The following is a 23,733-nucleotide window of genomic DNA, read 5'->3' as shown; positions in this document are numbered from 1 at the left end:
AACAGAGGGCATTGATAGCAGTGTTTGCCGTTGAAAGATTGCGCTGGATCAAACTTCAGCCTGAAACGCGACCATGCTGCATGGGCTGCCGCTCATGGCTGGCACGTGCATAGACGCTTGGCGGCATGCCCACGTGACGCGTGAACGCGACGCTGAAGGCGCTGGCCGAGCCATAACCGACCTGCCTGGCGATCTCGCCAACCGATCCTGCGTCGCTGCGGAGCATTTCCTTCGCCAGCACCATTCGCCAATGCAGGAGATATTCCATCGGTGCCGTGCCCACCGCCCGACGAAATCGATCGAAGAATGCCGAGCGTGACATCGCCGCTTCGCTGGCAAGGCGCGCGACCGTCCAGGCTGTGGTCGGTTGTTCGTGCATCCGCCGGATCGCCGTCGCCACCCGATCGTCGCCGAGCCCCTTGAGGACTCCGCAGGGGCAATGCGGCCCGGATGAGCGCAGCGTCTCGATGAACAGCACCTCCATGAGCCGTGTCAGGATCACGTCGCGCCCCGGACGGTCGCTCCGCAATTCTTCCGCGGCAAGCTGGGCGAGTGTCGCGAGCCTCCGTTCGCCACGCGCATGGAGCAGCGCGGGCAGGAGCGTCACCAGCAGCGCCGCGTCGCCCGAGCCGAACGCGCAATAGCCGACGAGCATGCGGACCTCGGGCTCGGCAAGCGGATCGCCCAGGCGGAAGACGTCGGCGCGGACCTCGACCGGCAGGTTGTCGACGCCGGCGGGGGGTGCCGCCGCGGTGCTCGAGGTTGCGAAGTCATGGGCCGCCGGGATCAGCACGAAATCACCTTGCTCGACGATGAGCGGCGCGCGCCCGTGGAGTTCGAGACGGATCGAGCCTTCGAGGAGCGCGCAGAAGAAGGGCCGTCCCTGTTCGGCGCGGCGAACCCGCCATGCCCCCGCGCCCTCGACGAACTTGGAATAGGACAGGTCGGGCTGCAGCAACGTGACGATTTGGGCGAGAGGATCGGTCATTTCCGGATGATCGCTAATGTTTCATGGACTTTCGATTGTAGCAGGCCGGCGCTGGCGGTCTATCTCTCTGGGGCAACGAACAACAGGAGGCCCTATGTCGACCATATTGATTACCGGATGCTCCTCTGGCTTTGGCCTGGAGACCGCACGCTATTTCGCCGATCGGGGATGGGATGTCGTCGCGACGATGCGCGCGCCGCGGGAGGATGCGTTCCCCCAATCGGAGAAGGTTCGGACCATCGCGCTCGACGTGACCGATCCGGCCAGCATCGCGAATGCCATCGCGGCGGCGGGCCCGATCGATGCGCTCGTCAACAATGCCGGCATCGGCTTCCTCAATGCTCTCGAAGGTACGCCGATGGCGATCGCCCGCGACATGTTCGAGACCAACACGCTGGGCACCATCGCCATGACCCAGGCCGTCATGCCGCAGTTCCGCGAACGTCGGGCGGGCGTCATCGTGAACGTGACTTCGTCGGTCACGCTCAAGTCGCTGCCATTGCTCGCGGTCTACACGGCCAGCAAGGCGGCGGTAAATGCCTTTACCGACAGCGTTGCAATCGAGCTCGAGCCGTTCGGGGTGCGGGTCCGCGCCGTGCTGCCCGGACGCGCGCCCGACACCCGCTTCGCCGAAAACGCCGGGGCGCGGATGGTCGACGGATTTCCCGAGCCTTATGCCGAGATGGTGCAGCAGGTCTTCGCGAGCTGGGAGCAGGATAGCGGGCCGGTCACCGCGGCCAGCGACGTGGCGGAAGCGGTGTGGCGGGCCGTGACCGAGGCAACGTCGCCCGCCTATATCCCGGCTGGGGCCGATGCGGTGATCTGGGCGCAGGAACGCTGAGACGGCGGGCGCCGGCGAGGTGTGATCCCGTCGGCGCCCACACAGCATGGCGACATCGTTTTCGAGAAAATTCGTTATTTTTTAACACGAAAGCACTCGAATTGTGCGACGGACCGGTCTAGCGTGTAGACATACGGATTCGAACTGGCTTTTCGGCCAGTTAGATGAGTGAGGGGGGAATGATGCGGGCGGTCGCCTTGGCCTTGGCCATGATCTTGGTTGCTGTTCACGCTGTCTCGGCACGCGCACAAGATGTCGATGCCAAGACGGCAAGCCAGACCACGGCAACCACGCAATTGTCCGTCAGCGCGTTTGCGCGACTTCCCTTTGTCGAACATGCCGCGCTCTCGCCCGACGGCACCCAGATGGCCGGACTTTTCGCGATCGACGGCCAGCAGCACATCCTGATCACGCCGGTTGTCGGCGATCGAAGCGCAAGGGTCGTCGTTGGTATTCCGGACCAGACCCAGGTCGGCTGGCTGCGCTGGGTCGGCAACGACAATATCGTCGTCGGGCTTACCGCCTTGCTGCGTGTCCAGATGGACAATTGGTATGTTTCCCGCCTGATCGGCGTCAACCGCGCCACGGGCAAGGTCACCAAGTTGCTGTGGGATGCCGGCGGCCAGAATGCGGCCGACGTCTTATGGGTTCCAACCGACGACACGACCGAAATACTCGTTGCGGCGCAGCAGTCGATCTACAGCAATCTGCCCGAGTTCTGGCCGACGGTGTACCGGGTTGACGTGACCACCGGGCGCAAGCGGATCGAGGAACGGCCGCGAACCAATGTCCTGTCCTGGGGAGCCGATCACCTCGGGCACGTTCGCTATGGGATCGGCTATCGGGACCATTCGACCCGATCGACGCTAGTGTATCGGCCGGACGGCCGGGGCGCCTTCAGGACGATCGATCGTGCCAAATTGATCGACGAAGAGGAACTGGCCGTTCCTTTGCTGTTCAATCCGGGAAGCGACCACGGGTTGGTCATCAAGGAAGACGAGACAGGGCGGTCGATCGTCGCCGAGGTCGACCTTGTGAGCGGCAATGATATCCGGGTCGTGTACGCCGCGCCCGAGGCGGACGTCGAAGCGATCCGGCTATCGCTCGATGGGTCGAGACTGCTTGGGGTGTACACGACCGATCGCGACCAGCCGGTTCACTGGATCGACCCGGTCATGGCGGCGTATCAAAAGGCCATGCAGGCCGCCTCGCCGAAATCGGACGTGCGCATCGTCAGCTACAATCAGGATTTGAGCAAGTTGCTGGTCCGTTTCAGCACGGCCGACAGCCCGGGTTTGCTCTTTTATTATGATGACACGGCAAAGGATCTGGTCCAGCTCGCCGAGATCAACGCGGATATCGGCGCCCGACGGCTCGCCCGCCCCAAATTCATAAAATATAAGGCGCGCGACGGGCTGGAGATCGAGGGCGTGCTGACGCTTCCGCGCGGCGTGGCCGCAAAGGCACTGCCTTTCATCGTCATGCCGCATGGCGGCCCCTGGGCGCATGACGATCTGAGCTATGATTATTGGGTCCAGTTCCTTGCCAATCGCGGTTATGCGGTACTTCAGCCCAATTTTCGCGGATCGACGGGTTATGGCGCCGCCTTTTCGAAAGCCGGGCAGGGCCAGATGGGGTTCGCGATGCAGGACGACATCAGCGACGGCGTCCGGTGGGCGATCGCAGAGGGCATTGCCGACCCGAAGCGCGTCTGCATCGTGGGCGCCTCTTACGGTGGCTATGCCGCGATGTGGGGCATAGCGAAGGACCCGGATCTTTACCGGTGCGCGGTGTCGATCAACGGCGTGTCCAACCTGCGACGCGAGGTCAACGATTTCGGCGGTACGGTTCGCGAGACGCTCTATCGCGGCCAATGGGAGAAGATGACGCCCGATTTCGCGGCGGTTTCACCGATCAATGCGGTCGATCGGATCAAGACGCCGCTGTTGCTGATCCACGGCAAGAAAGACGTCACGGTCGATCAGGTGCAATCCGTAAAGATGAACGCGGCGATGGCCAAGGCCGGGAAGGCCGTCGAGTTCGTCTCGATCCCACTCGCTGACCATTATTTCACCCGTGAAGCAGACCGCATCACGTTGCTCGCCAGCATCGAGGCCTTTCTGCAAAAATACAATCCGCCCGATTGACCGTCGGTTCTTGCTCGGGCGTTCGGCCTGGGGATGGCCTCCACGGCGCCGTCTAAAGTCGATCCGGTTCTTATTGAACCGGGTCGACTCTGGATTTTTATTTGTTTGCCGTGATTTCCGAGTCGCCAGATGAATCCATCTGGCTCGACATCACTCTAGGCGCCGGTTTCCGAAACGGGCGGCGCGGCGGTCGGCTTGATGATCGATACGGTGATCTGGCGATCGCCCGCATGTTCGAATTTCAGGGTCAGCGGAAAGCGCTGGCCGGCCTGGAGTGGTTGGTTCAGGCCCGCGAGCCAGACGTGCAGACCGGCCGGATCCAGGCTGACGGGCGTGCCGGCCGGGATATCGATGCCATCGAGATATTTCATTCCCATCGTGCCGCTGTCGTCGGTCATCGTCATGAGGTCGGTCTTCTTCGCGGCCGGCGTGGAGGCGGCCATCAACCGGTCCGCCGTCGGCGACGTGATCGTCATGAACACCGCCGCGTTGGGCGTGCTGGCGATGGTCTCCCGCGTCCAAGCGTCTTTGACCTCGAGCGATGCCGGCTGGTGACAGCCGCCAATCATCAGTGATAGCGATACCGCGAAAGCCAGACGCATCCTCATAAACCCCCCCTGTCTCCACCGATATGCCGGTGCGATTGTGGGCCTCGCGTGTTGCGGCCGGCCAGCAATTTGCTACCCTGATCGCCGACCCATGGAAAGCAACCCTTCTTCTGCTGGCGGCATTGGCCGGCGTGTCGATCGCCGGCTGGTGATGCGTGGCGCCGTTGCCGCCGGCATAGCGGCCGCCGTGGCGCTTCCGGCGCGCAGGTTGCTGGCGCCCGCCGCGGTGGCCGAGCCGTTGAAGGTTGGCGGTCTCGCCGTGACATGCAACTTGACGTTACCGATCGCATGCGCCGCCAATGACGCGGCGAATCGGTTCGGCGACGCAGGTCCGCTCGCCTTCGGTTACAGCCGCTACAGCGGATTCCCCGAATTGAAGGAATCGCTGATGTCTGGCGACATTCAGGCGGCGTATATGCTGGCGCCGCTGGTGATGGATCTTGCCGACAAGGACGTTCCGGTGAAGATCGTATCGATCGGCCATCGCTCGGGCGCGGTGATCATGGTCCGCACCGATTCGGGCTATCGGAGATTCAGAGACCTTGCCGGCAAGCGCATCGCCATCCCCAGCCGCTTCGCCGTGGACTATTTGTTCCTGCGCAAGCTGCTGGCCGACGAGAACATGACCCCCGACGATGTCGAGATCGTCGAGATGGCGCCGCCCGACATGCCTGCGGCGCTCTATGTGAAGGGGATCGCCGCTTACTGCACCGGCGAGCCATTCGGTGCGGCAGCGCAAAAGGCCGGTTATGCGCGGGTATTGCGCATGACGCGCGATGCCTGGCCCCGATATATGTGCTGCGTGCTGACGGTGCGCGAGGAATTGATCCGGCGGAATCGGCCGCTGGTGCAGAATATGGTCGATTACGTTCTCGCCGCCGGAACATGGCTCGACGCGCGGCATGAGAACCGGGAGAGGGCGGTCGAGATCGCCGCGAAGCGCGAGTATTTCAACCAGGATCCCGACATCCTCCGCTTCGTGATGGAGAACCCGTCCGACCGCGTGACCTATGGCGACCTGCGCATGATCCCGCGCGAGTTCGACGAAATGATGGAACTGGCGGTGGCGGCCGGAGCGCTGTCGCGCCCGGTTCCGTACGCGAAATATGTCGACGAGAGCTTCGCGCACGCCGCACGACCCGCGTCGATCGCGCTTTGACGACGCGTTCCAGCCCTTGGCTCGTGTCTCTTGCTGCGGCACTGCTGCTGCTGCTCGCCGGCGCGGCGGTGATACGCGCTGCCCGGCCTGACAGACCGCCGGAGGAACCGCCCGGTGCGCCGCCGCAGGCGATGACGGCCGGCGTTTTCACGCCAGCCTATGCGGCACCCGATTTCAGGTTGCGCGGCACCGATGGCGCCGACGTGACGCTGGCGCGCTATCACGGCAAGGTCGTGCTGCTCGAATTCGGGTTCACCTATTGCGCAGCGGTATGCCCGACCACGCTGGCGACACTCGCGCAGGCCCGCAGCACGCTCGGCAAGGCGGCGGATTCGGTGCAGGTGATCTTCGTGACCGTGGACCCCGCACGTGACGATCTGGCCCATTTGCGGGAATATCTGGCGGCGTTCGACCACAGTTTCATTGGCGCCACCGGCGCGCCCGGCACGCTGGCGACGGTACGGGCGGCCTATGGCGTCACGGCGGTCAAGCAGGGGACAGGCGCCGATTATGCGATCGCGCATACATCGTCGGTCTTCCTGATCGATCGCGCCGGCAAGTTGCGGGCGATGATGCCTTATGGGCACGACGCTGCCGATTTCGTACGCGATATCCAGTTGCTGCTTGCGGATTAATCGTCAGATGCGCCTGCCTTTCCCGAAACGCTCGATCCACGGCCGCGCCATTGCGGTGGCGTTGGCGCTGCTGCTGTTCGGCGGGGTCGCATGGGCGGCGCTGGCGCCGATCAGGGACGTGTCGCACGACGCGCTGTTCACGATTCCGCGCGGTACCTACGCGCAGCGTATGGCTGGACAGAAGGTCGATATCTTTCCGCAAACCATCCGGCTGACGCTTGGCCTCAACGATGTGCTCGTGCTCCAGAATGACGATATTGTACCGCACATCTTCGGTCCGGCGCTGATCATGCCGGGCCAGCGCTTTCGCTTGCCGTTCGTGCAGGCGTCGACCTACAGTTTCGAGTGTTCTGCACATCCCAACGGCGGCCTTAACGTGATCGTCGACCCGGCGCCCGCTCCGGGATGGCAAAGGCTCCAACGGCGTTGGCTCAACCTGACAAACAATGGAGAGTGAGACGGCGGGCTTTGGAACGCGCGCGGAGATGATGGCCCGACAGGCGCAATTCGTGGGGGGAATGTGAGGGACACCGACAACAGGCTGATGAAGGTGGTGGCGCCGACGCTGATGATCGCGCTTCTGATCGCCATCTGGTGGCTGATCGTCGCGAACAGCGACAATCCGATCTTTCCGACACCGGGGCAGGTCGCAACCGGGGCCTGGGCGCTCGTGCAGGACGGCACCTTGTGGCAGCATATCGAAGCATCGCTGTTTCGCGTGGAGATGGGCTTCGGGCTGGCCTTTCTGGTCGCCATTCCACTGGGCCTGTGGATGGGCTGGGTTGGCGCGGCCTATTACACGCTCAATCCGCTGTTCCAGATGCTGCGGCCGATTTCGCCGATTGCCTGGATTCCCGTCGCGATCCTCTGGTTCGGGGTCGGCGACTTTTCGCCGATCTTCCTGATCTTCATTTCGTCGGTGTTTCCGATGATGGTGCAAACGATCGTGGGGGTGCGCACGATCGACCGGCGCTACTTGCGCGCCGCCGCCAATTTCGGGGTCTCGCGTTCGGTGCTTTTCCGCCGCGTCGTCTTTCCCGCGGTCCTGCCGGAGATCATCGTCGGGATGCGCATCGGCCTCGGCGTCGCGTGGCTGGTGGTCGTCGCCGCGGAAATGATCGCGCTCAATTCGGGCCTTGGCTATCTGATCATGGATTCTCGCAATGCGGGCAACCGCTACGACCTCGTGATCGCCAGCATGATCATCATCGGCATGATCGGCTTGCTGCTCGACGGCGCCACGCGCCTGCTCGAGCGCATGAACACCGTGAAGTGGCGCTATGTCCGATAAAAAGATTGCCGTCGACGGAATCGCCAAAGGCTTCGGCGCTCTCTCGGTCATCGGCGGGGTAAGCCTCGATGTGCGTGACGGCGAGTTCGTCGCGATCGTCGGCCCTTCAGGCTGCGGCAAATCGACCTTGCTCAATATCATCGCCGGGTTCGAGCGCGCGGATCGCGGCGCCGTCCGGATCGATGGCGTCGAGAGCACCGGGCCGAGCCGGAACGGGATCATGATTTCACAGCACGGATCGGTGTTTCCCTGGCTGACCGTGCAGGAAAATCTGCTGTTTGCGCTGAGCGGAACCCGGTATAGCGACCCGGTAGCCCGCGCCGACCGCTACATCGCGATGGTCGGGCTCGCCGGGTTCGAGTCGGCCTACCCGCACGAATTGTCGGGCGGCATGCTCAAGCGCGTCGAGATCGCCCGCGCGCTCGTGGTGACCCCCGAAATCCTGTATATGGATGAGCCGTTCTCGGCGCTGGATGCGCTGATGAGCCTGAAGATGCAGATCGAACTGCGGCGTATTCTCGATGAAGAGCGCCACACGGTTCTGCTGATCACGCACGATGTCGAGGAAGCGATCTATCTTGCGGATCGCATCCTGGTGCTGTCGCCGCGTCCGACGACGATCCAGGCCACGTTCGCGGTGGACCTGCCGCATCCGCGCAAATTGTCGGGCCCCAAGGCGCAGAGGCTGCGCGAAGCCATCCTGAAGGAATTGGGGGTTTGATGCGGCGGGCATGGATGGCGCGTCCGCGGGCCGCGCGATCGGATGGCCGATGGAACGGCAGCGCGGCGCGGCGGCGGGTGCAATCGAAAAGGGCTCGCAGGGAGGGGCCTGTCTTGCCTTTTCCTTGCCGGAAGAAACGAGCCTCAGAGTGAGTTCGAGCCAGATGGAATCATCTGGGGACTCGGAAATCATGGCAAACAAAGGATAATCCAGAATCGGTGCGGTTCTGTCAGAACCGGACCGATTCTAGAGGCTGTTGTCCGGGCGACGCGCGCGCGTGTTGATGGCGGAGAAGTCGAGTGCGGCATTGCCCTGGGCGGCGAAGGCTTCGTAGAGGTCGCGGGCTTTGGTGCCCAAGGGGGTGTCGGCATCGACGCTCGCCGCTGCCTCGATCGCGAGGCGCAGGTCCTTGAGCATCAGCGCGGTGACGAAGCCGCCTGCATAATCGTGATCGGCGGGGCTTTCGGGGCCGACACCGGGGACCGGGCAATAGCTCGTCATCGACCAGCTCTGGCCCGAGGAGACCGAGGCGATATCGTAAAAGGCCTGCGCGTCGAGCCTGAGCTTGCTGGCGAGCGCGAACGCCTCGCACGTCGCGATCATCGTCGCGCCGAGGATCATGTTGTTGCAGATCTTGGCTGCCCGCATTCGCCGCCGCGATCCCGCCCGAGACGGGCGCGTCGACCGCGGTCAGCCCCTTGGCGGCGGCGGCATCGGCGACGCGCTTTGCGGTCGTGACATCGATCGTCGAGCAATCGATTGGTCCTTTTCTCCTCTTTATGGAGCCCAAGGTGGGCCTTCGCATTGTTGCAGGTAGAAAGTGTATATGCAATATCGCCCTGCATATATGCAGCAACTCCCCTGGAACGACCTGCAGGACTTCCTGGCAATCGCACGCGCAGGCAAGCTTTCCCGTGCGGCGGCGCGGCTCGGCGTCGATCCGACCACCATCGGCCGCCGGTTGCGCCGCCTCGAACGCCGGCTTGGCCGCACGCTGTTCGAGCAAACCCGTGAAGGACAGGTGCTCACCGAAGCGGGCGAGGCGCTGCTCGCGCATGTCGAGGCGATGCAGCGCGCCGCCGAGCGCATCAGCGAACAACCCAAAGGGCATCCGCTTTCGGGGCTGCTGCGCATCAGCGTTTCCGAAGGCTTCGGCACCTGGTTCGTCGCGCATCACCTGCATGATTTCGTCGATCGCTATCCGCAATTGACCGTCGATCTGGTCGCAACCAGCGGGTTCCTCAGCCCCTCGAAGCGCGAGACCGACGTCGCCTTGCTGCTCGCCCGCCCGCAGGCCGGCCCGGTGGTGAGCAGCAAGCTTTCGGATTATCGGCTATGTCTTTATGGCGGCAGCGATTATCTCGCGCGCCACGGCACGCCCGGAACGCCCGACGAGCTGACCGGGCATCGGTTGATCGGCTATATTCCGGACCTGCTCTATGCCCCAGAACTGCGTTATCTGGGCGAGATCAACGAGAATTGGGTGGCGACCGTGCGCAGTTCGAGCATCAACGCGCAATATCGGCTGATTCAGTCGGGCAGCGGGGTGGGCGTGTTGCCGCGCTTCATCGGTGACGCCGACCCGACGCTGGTGCCGTTATTGCCCGGAATCGAGATCACCCGCTCATTCTGGATCGTCACCCATAAGGATACCCGCCAGCTCGAGCGCGTGCGGGTGTTCAAGGCATGGCTGCTCGAGACGGTGCGGCGTCATCGCATCCGGCTGCTCGGCGGGTGATTGCCGGGAGAACGATCACGGCCGATAACTGCTCGGAGGAAGGCCCAGTAGCCGTTTGAACATCGCGGAAAAATTCGCCGGGCTATTGTAGCCGAGGTCGAGCGCGATCGTCGTCACGGGATCGCCGGCGGCGAGACGGGGCAGCGCGGCGGACAAGCAGGCCTGCTGGCGCCATTCGGCGAAGCTCATGCCGGTTTCGTGCCGGAACAGGCGGGTAAAGCGCCGTCGGTTCATCGCCAGCGAATCCGCCCAATGATCGATCGTGTCGCTGGCCCAGGGGCGTTCGAGAAACGCGTGGCATCGGGCCGCCAGCGCGGGATGCGCCGGGAAAGGGACCGCAAGCGGGATCACCGGCGCCCGTGCGATCTCGCTGACGAGAAGCGCCATGATCTGCCCGTCGCGCCCCGCCATGTCATATTCGATCGCCACCTCGGCGGCGGCGACGAGAAGCTGGCGCAACAATGGTGAGATGGCGACGACGCGGCAGGCATCGCCAAGCGCCGGGCAGGCATCGGGTTCGATCAGCACGCTGCGCGTCCGGACCACGCCGACCATGCGCACCGCGTGCGGTGTGCCGCCCGGAATCCAGACGCCGCGCTCAGGCGGCGCGACCCATGCACCCTGTGGGGTGCTCACCGCGACGACGCCGTGCGCGGCATACAGAAATTGCGCGCGCCGGTGCCGATGTTCGGCCAGTTCGAAGGAGGGCGGATAGTCGTTGCCGATGGCGATGACGGGACGCGGTACATTTTCATCGACGTGGGGCGAGAGATGGTCGGCCATATTGTCCCGAATTCATAAGAGAATGACCCATATGTCAATGCGGGACGGGCCGACTCTGGATTATCTTTTGTTTGCCGCGATTTCCGAATCGCCAGATGATTCCATCTGGCTCGAAGTCACTCCAGGCGCCTCCGGAGGAATGACGTGTGAATGATATGACGATGGCGGCGCGCGGGCCACGAGCAGCGGCGGCGGACGGCACGGTGTACAGCGTGATCGTGGCGATCAGCCTGTGCCACCTGCTCAACGATATGATGCAGTCGCTGCTTCCGGCGATCTATCCGCAACTCAAGACCGATCTGGGGTTGAGCTTCGGGCAGATCGGTGTGGTGACGCTGGTGTATCAGATGACGGCCTCGATCCTGCAACCGCTGGTCGGGCTGTATGCGGACAAGCGCCCGACGCCGCACGCCTTGCCGGGCGGGACATTGTTCTCGCTCGCCGGGCTCGCGGTGCTCGCGGTCGCACACAATTATGGGCTCATTCTTGCGGGCGCCGCGTTGCTCGGCATGGGATCGTCGGTGTTCCATCCCGAAGCCTCGCGGGTCGCCCGGATGGCGGCAGGCGGGCGCCACGGCCTTGCGCAATCGCTGTTCCAGGTCGGCGGCAATGCCGGTCAGGCGCTGGGACCGCTCGCGGCCGCGTTGATCGTGGTGCGCTGGGGCCAGTCGAGCATCATGCTGTTTGCGTTGCTCGCGCTGCTGTCGGGCGGCATCCTGTGGAATGTCGCGACCTGGTATCGCCATCACGGGCTGGAGCGTTTGCGGACCGAGGGTCGGTCGCACCGCGCCGTGAGGTTGCCCAAGGGCGTGGCGACGGGTGGCGTGCTGATTTTGCTGGCGCTGATTTTCTCCAAATTCGTCTATCTCGCCAGCCTGACCAGCTATTTCACCTTTTACCTCATCGAGCGCTTTGGCGTGTCGGTGCAGAACTCCCAGCTCTATCTGTTCGCTTTTCTGGCGGCGGTGGCCGCGGGCACGGTACTGGGCGGGCCGCTGGGCGATCGGTTCGGGCGCAAATATGTGATCTGGTTTTCGATTCTGGGCATCCTGCCCTTCACGCTGCTGCTGCCGCATGTCGGCCTGTTCTGGATCGGGCCGCTGACCATCGTCATCGGCCTGATCATGGCATCGGCGTTCCCCGCGATCGTGGTGTTCGCGCAGGATCTGGTGCCGGGCAAGGTCGGGATGATTTCGGGGCTGTTCTTCGGCTTTTCGTTCGGCATGGCCGGTCTTGGCGCTGCCGGGCTGGGATGGCTGGCCGATCTGACCAGCATCGATACCGTCTTTCACCTCTGCGCCTTCCTGCCGGCAATCGGGTTGCTCACCGCGTTCCTGCCGGACATCAAGCGTTTGGGGACGCCGACGTGAAGCTGCCCTGACCCTAGGCGCGCACCGGCCCGGTGCTGTCCCGGATGATGAGATCATGCGGCAGCGTCACCTGGCCGACCGCGGTCTGGCCGTTGCGCAATATCTCGACGAGCAAGTCGACGGTCTGGCGGCCGATCAGGCTTTTGGGCTGGGCGATCGTCGTCAGCGCGGGCTGGAAGAAGCGTGCGAGCGGCAGATCGTCGAAGCCGACGATCGAGACGTCGCCGGGGCACGACAGGCCGGCCTGGCCGATCGCGCTGACCGCGCCCATCGCCATTTCGTCGCTGAAGCAGAAGATCGCGGTGATGTTGCAGGCGATCAGTTCGCGGGTCTGCTCGAACGCCGACCGGGCGGAATAGTCGCCGGTGCGTACTTGCAACCGGTCGCGCAGCCCGTGCCGCTCGGCCGCGCGGAGCGCCCCGGTGAGACGATCGCGGCTGATCGGGCTGATCGACGGCCCGGTGATGATCCCGATATCGCGATGCCCGAGCCCGATGAGGTGCGCGATCGCATCGTCGCTCGCCGCCGCGTTGTCGATATGGACGCTGGGGACGCCGATATCGGGGCTATATTCGCAACCGTTGACGATCGGCGCCGCAGCCGCCTGGCGGGTCAGCAGCGGCGCCAGGCTGTCGGGCAGGCGGTGGCCCAGAAAGATGAGCCCGTCGACCTCGCGCCGCGACAGCATCCCGGCATATTGGTCTTCGACATGCGGATCGTGGCGGGTGTCGCCGACGACAATCGCGTAGCCCGCATCGCGCGCTGCTTCTGCCGCGCCGCGGATCACGCTTGCGAAAAACGGGTTGGAGATGTCGGGCACCGTCAGCAGGATTTTGGCGGCGCGCAGCGTGCGTAGCGTGCGTGCCGCCACATTGGGGGCGTAGCCCAGCGCCTTGACGACATCGAGGACGCGCTGACGGGTCGGCGCCGACACGCGTTCGGGATGGTTCAACACCCGCGACACGGTGGCGGTCGAGACTCCAGCGGTCGCAGCGACTTCGATGATCGTCGGCATGGCGGGCTCATGTCGCTTATTCGGCAGCGTGTCGACAGAATTAGATGTAATCCTTTACATCGGCTTTTGGCCTGCGTAGCCTTCGCGCCACCAAACAGGCCGATTGCACCAGGGAGAGGGGCGCACATGACCGTTGCGGAAGAGGCGTTGGGGGTGACGGATCGCCCGCCGGAGAAAATGCTGACCGGGCGCCTCAGTGCGCTGATGTTCATGCAGTTCTTCGTCTGGGGCGCGTGGAGCGTCACGCTCGGGCTGGTGATGCAGACGGTCGGGATCGGCGACCTGATCGGCAATGCCTTCTCGGTCGGCCCGATCGCCTCGATTGTTGGCTCGTTCCTGCTCGGCATGGCCGCCGCCCGCTATCTGAGCCCCAGGATGCTGATGGTGATCCTGCATCTGGTGGGGGGCGCGATCCTGTTCGCGCTGCCGTCGCTGGTGACGCCCGAAAGCGGCGGCACCTTCGTCTGGCTGCTGCTCGGCTACATGGTTTTCTACATGCCGACGGTCGGGCTCGCCAATACGATCGCACTCAAGAGCTTCGGCGAGCGCGTCGATAATTTTCCGTTCGTGCGCGCGTTCGGTACGCTCGGCTGGATCGCCGCGGGGCTTATCATCGGCTGGATGGGACTTTCCGCCAGCCCCAAGATCTTCGTGGTGGCCGGCGTCGTTTCGATCGCACTGGGCCTTTACAGTTTCACGCTGCCCAATGTCGCCGCCGATGCGCCGCGCGGCGAGGGGGTGGTGCGGCAGGTGTTGTGTGTCGAGGCATTCGGGCTGCTCAAGCAGCGCTCGTTCCTCATCTTCATGACCTGCGCGACGCTGATTTCGATCCCGCTCGCGATGTATTACGCTTATGCCTCGCCTTATGTGGGCGCGACGGGGATCACCAATGTCGGCGGCACGCTTGCCATCGGGCAGATGTCCGAGCTGGTTTTCATGTTCTCGATGCCGTGGTTGTACCGGAAGTTCGGGGTCAAGCCGTTGCTGCTCGTCGGCATGGTGGCCTGGGCGCTACGCTATGCGCTGTTCGCGATCGGCGACGGCGGCGCATCGCTCTGGGCGGTGTATGTCGGGGTGGCGTTGCATGGCATCTGTTATGACTTCTTCTTTGTGGCCGGCGCGATCTACACCGGGACGATCGCGACCCCCAAGGGCGTCAATGCGCAGGCGCAGGGGATGCTGACGCTGTTCACTTATGGCGTGGGGATGCTGCTGGGCGCGCAGATCGGGGCGTTGCTTTATGCGCAACTGCCCGCGTCGCCGAGCATCGCCGACTGGCAGCATATGTGGTGGTATCCCGCGATCGCCGCGGCGCTGATCGCCATCCTGTTCCAGTTCACCTTCCGTGACGACAGCCGCAAGGTGGAGGCCCGGGCATGACGGCGATGAAGGGACCGGCGGTTTTCCTCGCCCAGTTTCTCGGCGACGAAGCGCCGTTCGACACGCTGGAGAACCTTGGCAAATGGGCGGCGGAGCTCGGCTATGTCGGCGTCCAGATTCCCTGCGATCCGCGGCTGATCGACCTGTCGCTGGCGGCCGAGAGCCAGAGCTATTGCGACGATCTCAGGGAGATGCTCGACCGGCACGGGATCGCGGTGACCGAGCTGTCGACGCACCTTCAGGGGCAATTGGTGGCGGTTCATCCCGCCTATGACACGCTGTTCGATGGCTTCGCGCCCGCGGCGGTGCATGGCAATCCCGAGGCTCGGCAGGTGTGGGCGGTCGAGCAGGTCAAGCTTGCCGCCAGAGCCAGCGCGCGGCTGGGATTGGCGGCGCACGCGACCTTTTCGGGAGCGCTGGCCTGGCCCTATGTCTATCCGTGGCCGCAGCGCCCGGCCGGGCTGGTCGAAGAAGCGTTCGCCGAGCTGGCGCGGCGCTGGATTCCGATTCTCGACGTGTTCGACGATGCCGGGGTCGATTGTGCCTTCGAAATCCATGCCGGCGAGGATGTGCACGACGGCGCATCGTGGGAGCGCTTTCTTGCCGCGACCGGCAATCACCCCCGCGCGCGGCTGTTGTACGATCCCTCGCATTTCGTGCTGCAACAGCTCGATTATCTCGACTTCATCGATCGTTATCACGATCGTATCTCGTGCTTCCACGTCAAGGATGCCGAGTTCAATCCGACCGGGCGTTCGGGGGTCTATGGCGGCTACGAAAGCTGGGTCGATCGCGCGGGGCGGTTCCGGTCGCTCGGCGACGGCCAGATCGATTTCGGCGCGATCTTCAGCAAGATGGCGCAATATGGCTATACCGGCTGGGCGGTGCTCGAATGGGAGTGCGCGCTGAAACACCCCGAGGATGGCGCCCGCGAAGGCGCGCCGTTCATTCGCGATCACATCATCCGCCTGACCGAGCATCCGTTCGACGATTTCGCGGCGAGCGGGATCGATCGGGACGCGATCCGCGCGATCCTGGGGCTTGCGCCGCAGCGGCGTTGAACGCGGATTAGCTGAGTTAAGGATTTAGACGCTTCATGGTTCGACACAGGCTTCGGCTAGGCATGGTGGGCGGCGGGGAAGGCGCCTTTATCGGCGCGATCCACCGGATGGCCGCGGCGCTCGACGGCGATTGGACGCTGGCTGCGGGCTCGTTCAGCACCGATCAGGGCCGCAACAGGCGGACCGGCGATCTGCTGGGGCTGGCACCCGAGCGCGTCTATGCGTCGTTCGAGGCGATGCTGGCCACCGAAGCCGCGTTGCCCGCCGAGGCGCGGATCGACGCGGTCGCGATCGTGACGCCCAACCATCTCCACGCACCGATGGCGATCGCGGCGCTCAACGCCGGGTTTCACGTCTTTTGCGAAAAGCCGATGGCGATCAGCGTCGCCGAGGCCGACGCGATCGCGGCGGCGGCACAGGCAAGCGGCCGCCGGTTCGCGCTGGCCTTCACCTATAGCGGCTATCCGCTGATCGAGGAGGCGCGGGCGCGGGTCTTGCGCGGCGATCTGGGCGCGATCCGGTTGGTGCAGGTCGAATATCTTCAGGGCTGGCTCAGCGAGCCGATCGACGATGCCGGCAACAAGCAGGCCGCGTGGCGGACCGATCCCGCGCGCGCGGGGCCCGGCGGATGCCTGGGCGATATCGGCACGCACGCGTTTCAGCTTGCCGAGCATGTCTCGGGGTTGCAAGTCGAGGCAGTGTCGGCCGATTTGTCGACCCATGTTCCCGGCCGGCGGCTCGACGACGATGTGAGCGCGCTGCTGCGCTTCGCGAGCGGCGCGCGCGGCGTGCTCAAGGCCAGTCAGGTCGCCGCGGGCGAGGAAAACGGGCTCCGGTTGCGCATCCATGGCGCGCGCGGCGGGCTCGAATGGGCGCAGATGGAGCCCAATACGCTCACGATGCGCTGGCTTGACCGCCCCGCCGAAATCGTGCGCGCGGGTGGGCCGGGGCTCGGTGCGCCGGCGGTGCGTTTGCTTCGGACCCCGTCGGGGCATCCCGAGGGCTATATCGAAGCGTTTGCAAATCTTTATCGTGCTTTTGCCGCCGCCATACGGGGTGGCGAGCAACGCTGGTTTCCGGGCGTCGTCGACGGGTTGCGTACGATGCGGTTCATCGAGGCGGTGGTAAGCAATGCCGCATCGGACCAGAAATGGACCAGAATTGAGTCGGGAGACGAAGGATGAAACTGCTCGCATGTGTAGGAGTGGCGACTGTTGCGGCGGTGACGGCGCTGATCGCAGGCGCCCCCACGGCGGCGCAAACCGCGCCGGCCGCCGCACCGTCGGCGTTCGCTGCCTGCCAGGCGTGCCATACGGTGAAGAAGGACGGCAAAAACGGCCTCGGCCCCAATCTGTATGGCGTGGTCGGGCGGCCCGCGGCGTCGGTGCCCGGCTTCAATTATTCGGCAGCGCTCAAGAAATCGAACCTGCGTTGGGATGCCAAGACGCTCGACGGCTTTATCGCGGCGCCGACCAAGACGGTGCCGGGCACGCGGATGGCGATCGGGATGGCCGATCCCGCCAAGCGTGCGGCGATCATCGCCTATCTGACCGCCGAGGGTGCGCGTTGAGCGTGACGCCACCCCGCCGCCGCGTCGAACCGGAACGAGGGAGAGCGAGGATGATGCCGATCCGCAGCGTTATTCGTCCAACCCTGGGCCTGATCGCGGGGCTGGGCGCGGTGGCCGCATGGCCGCTTGCCGCGCAGGAGAAGCCGGGATTCAAGGACACGCCGATGCTGCCTGACGGGCAATGGCACGTCCATGATTCGGATCGGCCGGCGCCGCAGGTGGTCGCCCCCGCGGCAACGCCGGGCGGGGCCCCCGCCGACGCGATCGTCCTGTTCGACGGCCGTTCGACCGACGCGTGGCGCGCCGAGCGCAAGGCCTGGCCGGTCAAGGACGGCGCGATGACCATTCCGTCGCGCGCCAGCAGTGGGGGCGAAAACAGCCTCATCTCGAAGCAGAGCTTCGGCGACGTCCAGCTTCATCTTGAATTTCGCTCGCCCAATCCGCCGACCAGGACCTCGCAGGACCGTGGCAACAGCGGCATCTGGTTCATGCAGCGCTATGAGGTGCAGATTCTCGACGGTTATCAGAACCCGACCTATGCCGATGGCAGTGTCGGCGCGATTTACGGCTGGAAGCCGCCGCTGGTGAATGCCGCGCGCCGCCCCGGTGAATGGCAGAGCTATGACATCGTCTTCGAGCGGCCGCGCTTCGGCGCCGACGGCACGCTGCTTCGGCCCGCTTATGTGACGGCCTTCCTGAACGGCGTGCTGGTGCAGAACCATCAGGCGCTGCTCGGTACGACGATCTGGCGGCAGGTTGCGCATTATGAGCCGCACCCCGATGCGGCGCCGTTGCAGTTGCAGGACCACGATTCGCCGGTGTCGTTCCGCAATATCTGGGTGCGTCCGCTGCCCGCGGCGGCGATTGATCTTGGAGGTGACAGCAAATGATTGACCGCAGAACCGCCCTCGCCGGCGTGATCGGCATGTTCGGTGCCTCGGTATTCGCGCCGATCGCCCGCGCTGCCGGTGCCGCGCAGACGGCCAAAATTCCGGTCATCAGCGAAGGCCCGCCGAGCGTCGCGGTGTTCAACCCGGCCCAGCGGGCGCTGATGACCGCGCTCAGCGAACGGGTGATTCCGACCACCGATACGCCGGGCGCGATCGCCGCCGGGGTGCCCGCCTTCATCGAGAAAATGCTCGCCGATTGGGCGATGCCGGAGGACCGGATGCCGATCCTCGCCGGGCTCGATGCGATCGCGGCCCGCAGCCTCGCGGATTATAAAATCGCTGCCGCCGAGGCGAGCGCGGCGCAGCAGGATGCGCTGCTGACGCTGGCGATGAACGACCGGATCCCTGCAGGCGGGGCCTTTTTCGAGGCGTTCCGGCAACTTGTGATCACCGGTTATTACACATCCGAGATCGGTATGACGCAGGAGCGCGAGTATCTGCCCGTGCCCGGCGAGTATAACGGCGAATTTCCCTATTCTCAGGTCAACAAGGTGTATTCGGCATGATGATCGATCGTAGAAATATGCTTGGCGGTGTTGGCAGTGTTGCGGCGCTCGCGCTGGCCGGTTTGTCGGTCAGCCCTGCGGCGGCCGCCCGGATCAAAGCCATCGGGCTTCAGCTCTACACCATCCGCGACATCTTCGCGAAAGACCCGGTCGGGACGCTCGAGAAGGTCGCGCGCATCGGCTATCGCGAGGTCGAGTTCGGCGGCGGCGGCTACGATACGATGGACCACGCCATGCTGCGCAAGGCGATGGACCGGTTCGGGCTGAGGGCGCCGTCGATCCATGTCGGCTATGACCAATTGCTCCAGCAGTTCGACCAGTTGGTGGCGATGGCGAAGACGCTCGGCGCGGACACGATCGTGCTGCCGAGCATGGCGACCGAGCATCGCACCGAACAGGGCTGGACCGCCGCGCTGGCCAATTTCAACCGCTTCGCCGCCGATCTGAAGAAGGTCGGGCTGGGCTTCGCCTATCACAATCACGATTTCGAATTCACCACCAGGCCGGGCGGCATCAGCCTGTACGATCGGCTGATCGCGGGGACCGATCCGGCGCTGGTGAAGATCGAACTCGATATCTATTGGGCGGCCTTTGCCGGTGCGGATGTGGCCGCGCTGATCGACCGGCTGGCGGGGCGCCTCTATTCCTATCACGTCAAGGACATGCGCGCCGACCGCAGCATGTCTGCGGTGGGCGAGGGGACGATCGATTTCGCCGCGCTGTTCAAGCTGAAGGGCAGCGCCGGCGTTCAGCATTTCTATGTCGAGAACGATCAGGCGCCCGCGCCCTATCTCCCCGACATCACGACAAGTTTCAAGACGCTGCGCGCGCTGCGGTTCTGATCGCGTGCGGCAATTCTGATCGGGTATTGGGAAAGGAAGATCATGGGTTCGACCAACAGGTTCGACGCCATCGTCATTGGTTCGGGTGTGAGCGGCGGGTTTGCGGCCAAGGAACTTACCGAAAAGGGGCTGCGCGTGCTCATGCTCGATCGCGGCGTCATGGTCGAGCATGGCGAGGACTATCGTTATGACGGGACACCAGCCTATGAGGTGCCCGCGCGCAACATCATGCCCAAGGCATTGATCGACAGCGACTATTTCATCTCCAAGCACGGCTATATCTCGCCGAGCAACCGGGCCTTCTACAATGACGACCGGTTGAATCCCTATGCCTTTGACGAAGGCAGCAAATTCTACTGGATTCGGCCTGCCGCGGTGGGCGGCAAATCGCTGATCTGGGGACGCTGGAGCTTCCGTTGGTCGCCGGACGATTTCGAGGCCAACAAGCGCGAAGGGATCGATGGCGAATGGCCGATCGGCTATGACGATCTCGCGCCCTGGTACAGCTATGTCGAAAAATATATCGGCGTTTCAGGGTCGCGCGAGAATTTGCCCTATCTGCCCGACAGCGAATTCCAGCCGCCGATGCCGATGAACATCGCGGAAAAATGGCTCAAGCAGCGGCTCGAAACGCAATTCCCCGGCCGCAAGCTCATCAACTCGCGGCTGTCGAACATGACCGAGGACAAGCCCGAGCAGAACCGGACCAAATGCCAGTTCCGCAACCAGTGCGCCAACGGCTGTTCGTTCGGCGCCTATTTCTCGACCCAGGCGGTGACGCTGCCCGCCGCGCGGGCGACCGGGCGGCTGACGCTCCAGTCGGACGCGGTGGTGACCAGCCTCGATTATGATCCGCAGCGCAAACGCGTGACCGGGGTGCGCTATATCGATGCCAAGACCGGACGGGCCGAAACGGTTTCGGCCGATCTCGTCTTCCTGTGCGCCTCGGCGATGGCGTCGACCCAGATCCTGATGAACTCGCGCCCCGCGGGCAGCGATCGCAGCCATTTCGATGCCAGCGGGACGCTCGGCAAATATGTGATGGATCACATCTTTCGCGTCTCGATGCGGGGCCAGGTTCCAGGGATGGACGACTATATCGAATATGGTCGCCGCCCGGGAGGGGTGTACATCCCGCGCTTCCGCAACCTCGGGGATGGCGAGGATGTCGGCTTTAAGCGCGGCTATGGTTTTCAGGGCAACGCCCGCCGCGAACCGTCGCCGCCTGTCGGGTTCGGTGCGTCGATGAAGCACGGGATGCGCAAATACGCCCCCTGGCGGTTCGAGATGGGCGCGTTCGGCGAATGCCTGCCCTATGAGGACAACAGCGTCTCGCTGCATCCGACCAAGGTCGATCGGTTTGGCGTGCCGATGATGAAGTTCGATGTCCGTTTCCGCGAGAACGAGATGCGGATGATGGCCGATGCGCGCGTGCAGGGCGAAGCGATGCTCAAGGCCGCGGGGCTCCTCAACGTTACGAGCAAGGCGGACGAACATGTCCCCGGCGATGCCATTCACGAAATGGGCGGCGCACGCATGGGGACCGATCCGCGCCGATCGGTGCTCAACCGCTGGAGCCAGGCACATGACGCCGACAATCTGTACGTGACCGATGGCGCGCAGATGGCGTCGTCGTCATGCGTCAATCCGTCGCTGACCTTCATGGCGCTGACGGTGCGGGCCGCGGATCAGGCGGTGAAACGCTTGCGGGCTTAAAGCGAGGCGCGGTGTGCTCGACCGAGCGGTGGCGAGATCGTAGGGTCCGATGACCCGAACGATGGAAAGGGACGATGATGACCGATAGCTGGTTGCCCACGCTCAAGACCGCGAACCCGCAGGAAGGGTTTGAACTTGCCAGCAAGCTTGCGCGGCTTGGCGTCAAGCTGACCCAGCCGTCGGCGGACGTGCGCACCGAATTGCGGCCCGATTACGAGCATGACGCGGGCCATTTGATCGCGGCGTCGCAGGTGATTGCGGTCCATTTCCAGACCGTCGCGGCCGCCAACGATTATTGGCGAAGCTGAGGCTTATCCTCCTGCGAGGGCCTGCCGCTCCAGGGCGAGCAGGAAGTGTTTGGCCCTCAGCCCGCCGGCAAAGCCGGTGAGCGAGCCGTCCATGCCGACGACGCGGTGGCAGGGCGTGATGATCGACACCGGGTTGCGGCCGTTGGCGGCGCCGACCGCGCGCGCTGCGCCGGGCCGGCCGATGCGGCGCGCGATCTCGCCGTAACTGCGCGTTTCGCCGAACGGAATCGCGCGCAGCGCGGCCCAGACCTGGTGCTGGAAATCGGTGCCGGCCATGTCGAGCGCGACCGAAAAGTGTGTACGTCGCCCGACGAAATACTCGCCAAGCTGGCGTTCGGTCTCGACGAGAATCGGGTGATCGGGCGTGTCCTGTGCCGGGGCGAGCCGGACGCGGCCTGGCCGGTCCTTTTCCCATAGCACCGCCGTAAGGCCGCGACCGCTGGCAACCAGCGTCAGCGCACCGACCGGCGAGGCGATCGTTTTGGTATGAAGCGGCATGGCGTGTCTCCCTCGTATCGGTGAGGGAGATGTAAGCGATCGATCGCCGCGCCGCTGCCCGCTTCTTGCGGTCAAAGGCACGCCGATCGATCGCGCGGCGTTACCGCAGCCGCCGCGCGACGATGACGATGAAAAGCCCCAGCACCGCGAGCCCCGCGCCGTAATTCACCCAAAGCACGTCGCCGACCATCGAACTGCCGGCGGGCCAGCGGATGATCGCGAGGCCCTGAAGCAGGAACACGGCACCGACCACCGCCAGCGCGAAGCCGGCGGCGATCAGAAAGGAGCGAACGCGGCGCATCGTTCAGCGCTTGGCGACGGGAACATAATCCCGCTGCGTCGGCCCGGTGTAGAGCTGGCGCGGGCGGCCGATCTTCTGCGCGGGGTCCGAGATCATCTCGTTCCACTGCGCGACCCAGCCCACGGTGCGGGCAAGCGCGAACAGCACGGTGAACATCGAGGTCGGGAAGCCGATCGCCGACAGCACGACGCCCGAATAGAAATCGACGTTGGGGTAGAGCTTCTTCTCGATGAAATATTCGTCGTTGAGCGCAATATGCTCAAGCTCACGCGCGACATCGAACACCGGATCGGTGACGCCGAGCTTATCGAGGATCTCGGCGGCGGTCTTCTGCATCACCTTCGCGCGCGGATCGTAATTTTTGTACACGCGGTGGCCGAAGCCCATCAGCCGGAACGGATCGTTCTTGTCCTTGGCGCGGGCGATATATTCGGGGATGCGATCGGGGGTGCCGATCTCGTGCAGCATGTTGAGCGCAGCTTCGTTGGCGCCGCCATGCGCGGGGCCCCACAGGCAGGCGATGCCCGCGGCGATACACGCGAACGGGTTGGCCCCCGACGAGCCGGCGAGCCGGACGGTTGAGGTCGACGCGTTCTGTTCGTGATCGGCGTGGAGGATGAAGATGCGGTCCATCGCCTGTTCGACCACGGGATCGATCTCATATTCCTCGGCCGGGACGCTGAACGTCATGCGCAGGAAATTGGCGGTGTAGGACAGATCGTTGCGCGGATAGACGAACGGCTGGCCGGCCGAATATTTATACGCCATCGCCGCGATCGTCGGCATCTTGGCGATCAGCCGGTGGCTGGCGACCATCCGCTGGTGCGGGTCCGAAATGTCGGTCGAATCGTGGTAGAATGCGGAGAGCGCGCCGATCACGCCGCACAGCACCGCCATCGGGTGCGCATCGCGCCGGAAGCCGCGATAGAAGGTCGCAAGCTGCTCGTGCACCATCGTGTGGTGGGTGATCGTGTGGGTGAAGGTATCGAGTTCGGTCTGCCGCGGCAGTTCGCCGTTGAGGAGCAGATAGGCGACCTCCATGAAGGTCGATTTTTCGGCGAGCTGGCTGATCGGATAGCCGCGATGGAGCAGGATACCCTCGTCGCCGTCGATATAGGTGAGCCCCGATTCGCAACTCGCGGTGGAGGTGAAGCCCGGATCGTAGGTGAACATTCCCGCCTGAGCGTAAAGCTTGCGGATATCGACGACACTCGGTCCGACCGATCCCGACAGTACCGGATAGTCCTGATCTTTTCCGGCGATGCTCAGTTTCGCGGAGTCACTCATGCGGCTTCCTTTCGTTCA

General features: G+C 64.3%; 25 protein-coding genes and 1 pseudogene. 18 read left to right on the top strand and 8 right to left on the bottom strand.

Annotated elements, in window-relative coordinates; all coding sequences use genetic code 11:
• Window positions 1–55: 55 nt before the first annotated feature.
• Window positions 56–988 (bottom strand): AraC family transcriptional regulator, encoded by a 933-nt coding sequence (locus NFE57_RS05345; RefSeq protein WP_252134524.1) that lies wholly within the window; start codon window positions 986–988, stop codon window positions 56–58.
• A 16-nt stretch (window positions 989–1,004) separates the two neighbouring features.
• On the opposite strand from NFE57_RS05345, the gene NFE57_RS05340 reads away from it, so the two are divergent.
• The gene (locus NFE57_RS05340; RefSeq protein WP_353653864.1) at window positions 1,005–1,829 is read left to right on the top strand and encodes an SDR family oxidoreductase; all 825 of its coding nucleotides are present in this window, start codon (window positions 1,005–1,007) and stop codon (window positions 1,827–1,829) included.
• A 209-nt stretch (window positions 1,830–2,038) separates the two neighbouring features.
• A complete protein-coding gene (locus NFE57_RS05335) occupies window positions 2,039–3,976 on the top strand; it encodes an alpha/beta hydrolase family protein (protein ID WP_252134523.1) in 1,938 nt (645 codons plus the stop codon).
• 155 nt (window positions 3,977–4,131) lie between these two features.
• Here NFE57_RS05335 and NFE57_RS05330 read toward each other — a convergent pair whose 3' ends face one another.
• Window positions 4,132–4,584: a copper chaperone PCu(A)C gene (locus tag NFE57_RS05330; protein ID WP_252134522.1), complete on the bottom strand. Its 453-nt coding sequence runs from the start codon at window positions 4,582–4,584 to the stop codon at window positions 4,132–4,134.
• A 91-nt stretch (window positions 4,585–4,675) separates the two neighbouring features.
• Here NFE57_RS05330 and NFE57_RS05325 point away from each other — a divergent pair, with 91 nt between their 5' ends.
• From NFE57_RS05325 to NFE57_RS05305, 5 genes are all read left to right on the top strand, one after another.
• Window positions 4,676–5,743, top strand: a complete 1,068-nt coding sequence (locus tag NFE57_RS05325) for an ABC transporter substrate-binding protein (RefSeq protein ID WP_353653863.1) — start codon at window positions 4,676–4,678, stop codon at window positions 5,741–5,743.
• Window positions 5,740–6,378, top strand: coding sequence for an SCO family protein (locus tag NFE57_RS05320; protein ID WP_252134520.1), 639 nt, complete (start codon window positions 5,740–5,742; stop codon window positions 6,376–6,378). The genes NFE57_RS05325 and NFE57_RS05320 overlap by 4 nt, the downstream gene beginning before the upstream one ends.
• On the top strand, window positions 6,323–6,835 hold the full coding sequence (locus NFE57_RS05315) for a cupredoxin domain-containing protein (RefSeq protein WP_252134562.1): 513 nt from the start codon (window positions 6,323–6,325) through the stop codon (window positions 6,833–6,835). The genes NFE57_RS05320 and NFE57_RS05315 overlap by 56 nt, the downstream gene beginning before the upstream one ends.
• Before the next feature lie 63 nt (window positions 6,836–6,898).
• Complete coding sequence (locus NFE57_RS05310; RefSeq protein ID WP_252134519.1) at window positions 6,899–7,669, top strand: ABC transporter permease; 771 nt, start codon at window positions 6,899–6,901, stop codon at window positions 7,667–7,669.
• Window positions 7,659–8,390 (top strand): ABC transporter ATP-binding protein, encoded by a 732-nt coding sequence (locus tag NFE57_RS05305; protein WP_252134518.1) that lies wholly within the window; start codon window positions 7,659–7,661, stop codon window positions 8,388–8,390. The genes NFE57_RS05310 and NFE57_RS05305 overlap by 11 nt, the downstream gene beginning before the upstream one ends.
• A 246-nt stretch (window positions 8,391–8,636) precedes the next feature.
• Here NFE57_RS05305 and NFE57_RS05300 read toward each other — a convergent pair.
• A pseudogene (locus NFE57_RS05300) lies at window positions 8,637–9,150 on the bottom strand (NAD-binding protein); the annotation flags it as partial.
• 66 nt (window positions 9,151–9,216) lie between these two features.
• Between NFE57_RS05300 and NFE57_RS05295 the strand changes: the two are divergent.
• On the top strand, window positions 9,217–10,128 hold the full coding sequence (locus NFE57_RS05295; protein ID WP_252134517.1) for a LysR family transcriptional regulator: 912 nt from the start codon (window positions 9,217–9,219) through the stop codon (window positions 10,126–10,128).
• A gap of 15 nt (window positions 10,129–10,143) precedes the next feature.
• Here NFE57_RS05295 and NFE57_RS05290 read toward each other — a convergent pair whose 3' ends face one another.
• Window positions 10,144–10,911 carry an AraC family transcriptional regulator gene (locus tag NFE57_RS05290; protein ID WP_252134516.1) on the bottom strand — a complete coding sequence of 256 codons (768 nt, stop codon included), beginning with the start codon at window positions 10,909–10,911 and terminating at the stop codon, window positions 10,144–10,146.
• A 155-nt stretch (window positions 10,912–11,066) separates the two neighbouring features.
• On the opposite strand from NFE57_RS05290, the gene NFE57_RS05285 reads away from it, so the two are divergent.
• Window positions 11,067–12,281 (top strand): MFS transporter, encoded by a 1,215-nt coding sequence (locus tag NFE57_RS05285; RefSeq protein ID WP_252134560.1) that lies wholly within the window; start codon window positions 11,067–11,069, stop codon window positions 12,279–12,281.
• A 13-nt stretch (window positions 12,282–12,294) separates the two neighbouring features.
• Here the strand turns inward: NFE57_RS05285 and NFE57_RS05280 are convergent, their stop codons facing one another.
• Window positions 12,295–13,296: a LacI family DNA-binding transcriptional regulator gene (locus tag NFE57_RS05280; protein ID WP_252134515.1), complete on the bottom strand. Its 1,002-nt coding sequence runs from the start codon at window positions 13,294–13,296 to the stop codon at window positions 12,295–12,297.
• A gap of 126 nt (window positions 13,297–13,422) precedes the next feature.
• Here NFE57_RS05280 and NFE57_RS05275 point away from each other — a divergent pair, with 126 nt between their 5' ends.
• From NFE57_RS05275 to NFE57_RS05235, 9 genes are all read left to right on the top strand, one after another.
• Window positions 13,423–14,676 carry an MFS transporter gene (locus NFE57_RS05275; protein ID WP_252134514.1) on the top strand — a complete coding sequence of 418 codons (1,254 nt, stop codon included), beginning with the start codon at window positions 13,423–13,425 and terminating at the stop codon, window positions 14,674–14,676.
• Complete coding sequence (locus tag NFE57_RS05270) at window positions 14,673–15,737, top strand: sugar phosphate isomerase/epimerase family protein (RefSeq protein ID WP_252134513.1); 1,065 nt, start codon at window positions 14,673–14,675, stop codon at window positions 15,735–15,737. Before NFE57_RS05275 ends, NFE57_RS05270 begins: the two co-directional genes overlap by 4 nt.
• A gap of 35 nt (window positions 15,738–15,772) precedes the next feature.
• Entirely contained in the window at window positions 15,773–16,921 is a 1,149-nt protein-coding gene (locus NFE57_RS05265) for a Gfo/Idh/MocA family protein (protein WP_252134512.1), read from the top strand.
• Window positions 16,918–17,307, top strand: coding sequence for a c-type cytochrome (locus NFE57_RS05260; RefSeq protein WP_252134511.1), 390 nt, complete (start codon window positions 16,918–16,920; stop codon window positions 17,305–17,307). Before NFE57_RS05265 ends, NFE57_RS05260 begins: the two co-directional genes overlap by 4 nt.
• A 50-nt stretch (window positions 17,308–17,357) precedes the next feature.
• The gene (locus NFE57_RS05255) at window positions 17,358–18,197 is read left to right on the top strand and encodes a 3-keto-disaccharide hydrolase (protein ID WP_252134510.1); all 840 of its coding nucleotides are present in this window, start codon (window positions 17,358–17,360) and stop codon (window positions 18,195–18,197) included.
• Entirely contained in the window at window positions 18,194–18,763 is a 570-nt protein-coding gene (locus NFE57_RS05250; RefSeq protein ID WP_252134509.1) for a gluconate 2-dehydrogenase subunit 3 family protein, read from the top strand. Before NFE57_RS05255 ends, NFE57_RS05250 begins: the two co-directional genes overlap by 4 nt.
• Window positions 18,763–19,605, top strand: a complete 843-nt coding sequence (locus tag NFE57_RS05245) for a sugar phosphate isomerase/epimerase family protein (RefSeq protein WP_252134508.1) — start codon at window positions 18,763–18,765, stop codon at window positions 19,603–19,605. The genes NFE57_RS05250 and NFE57_RS05245 overlap by 1 nt, the downstream gene beginning before the upstream one ends.
• 42 nt (window positions 19,606–19,647) lie before the next feature.
• The gene (locus NFE57_RS05240) at window positions 19,648–21,321 is read left to right on the top strand and encodes a GMC oxidoreductase (protein ID WP_252134507.1); all 1,674 of its coding nucleotides are present in this window, start codon (window positions 19,648–19,650) and stop codon (window positions 21,319–21,321) included.
• Between the two features lie 74 nt (window positions 21,322–21,395).
• Window positions 21,396–21,629 (top strand): hexameric tyrosine-coordinated heme protein, encoded by a 234-nt coding sequence (locus tag NFE57_RS05235; RefSeq protein ID WP_252134506.1) that lies wholly within the window; start codon window positions 21,396–21,398, stop codon window positions 21,627–21,629.
• 3 nt (window positions 21,630–21,632) lie between these two features.
• Here the strand turns inward: NFE57_RS05235 and NFE57_RS05230 are convergent, their stop codons facing one another.
• The 3 genes from NFE57_RS05230 to NFE57_RS05220 form a co-directional block, all read right to left on the bottom strand.
• Entirely contained in the window at window positions 21,633–22,127 is a 495-nt protein-coding gene (locus NFE57_RS05230) for a methylated-DNA--[protein]-cysteine S-methyltransferase (RefSeq protein ID WP_252134505.1), read from the bottom strand.
• Window positions 22,128–22,227: 100 nt separating this feature from the next.
• Window positions 22,228–22,428, bottom strand: a complete 201-nt coding sequence (locus NFE57_RS05225; protein ID WP_252134504.1) for a hypothetical protein — start codon at window positions 22,426–22,428, stop codon at window positions 22,228–22,230.
• A gap of 3 nt (window positions 22,429–22,431) precedes the next feature.
• Window positions 22,432–23,715 carry a citrate synthase gene (locus NFE57_RS05220; protein WP_252134503.1) on the bottom strand — a complete coding sequence of 428 codons (1,284 nt, stop codon included), beginning with the start codon at window positions 23,713–23,715 and terminating at the stop codon, window positions 22,432–22,434.
• Between the last annotated feature and the right edge of the window lie 18 nt (window positions 23,716–23,733).

Origin of the sequence: Hephaestia sp. MAHUQ-44, assembly GCF_023806085.1 — a bacterium.
GTDB lineage: Bacteria > Pseudomonadota > Alphaproteobacteria > Sphingomonadales > Sphingomonadaceae > Sphingomonas.
The sequence above is the reverse complement of the archived record's forward strand: the minus strand, read 5'-3'. Positions and strand labels throughout refer to the sequence as shown.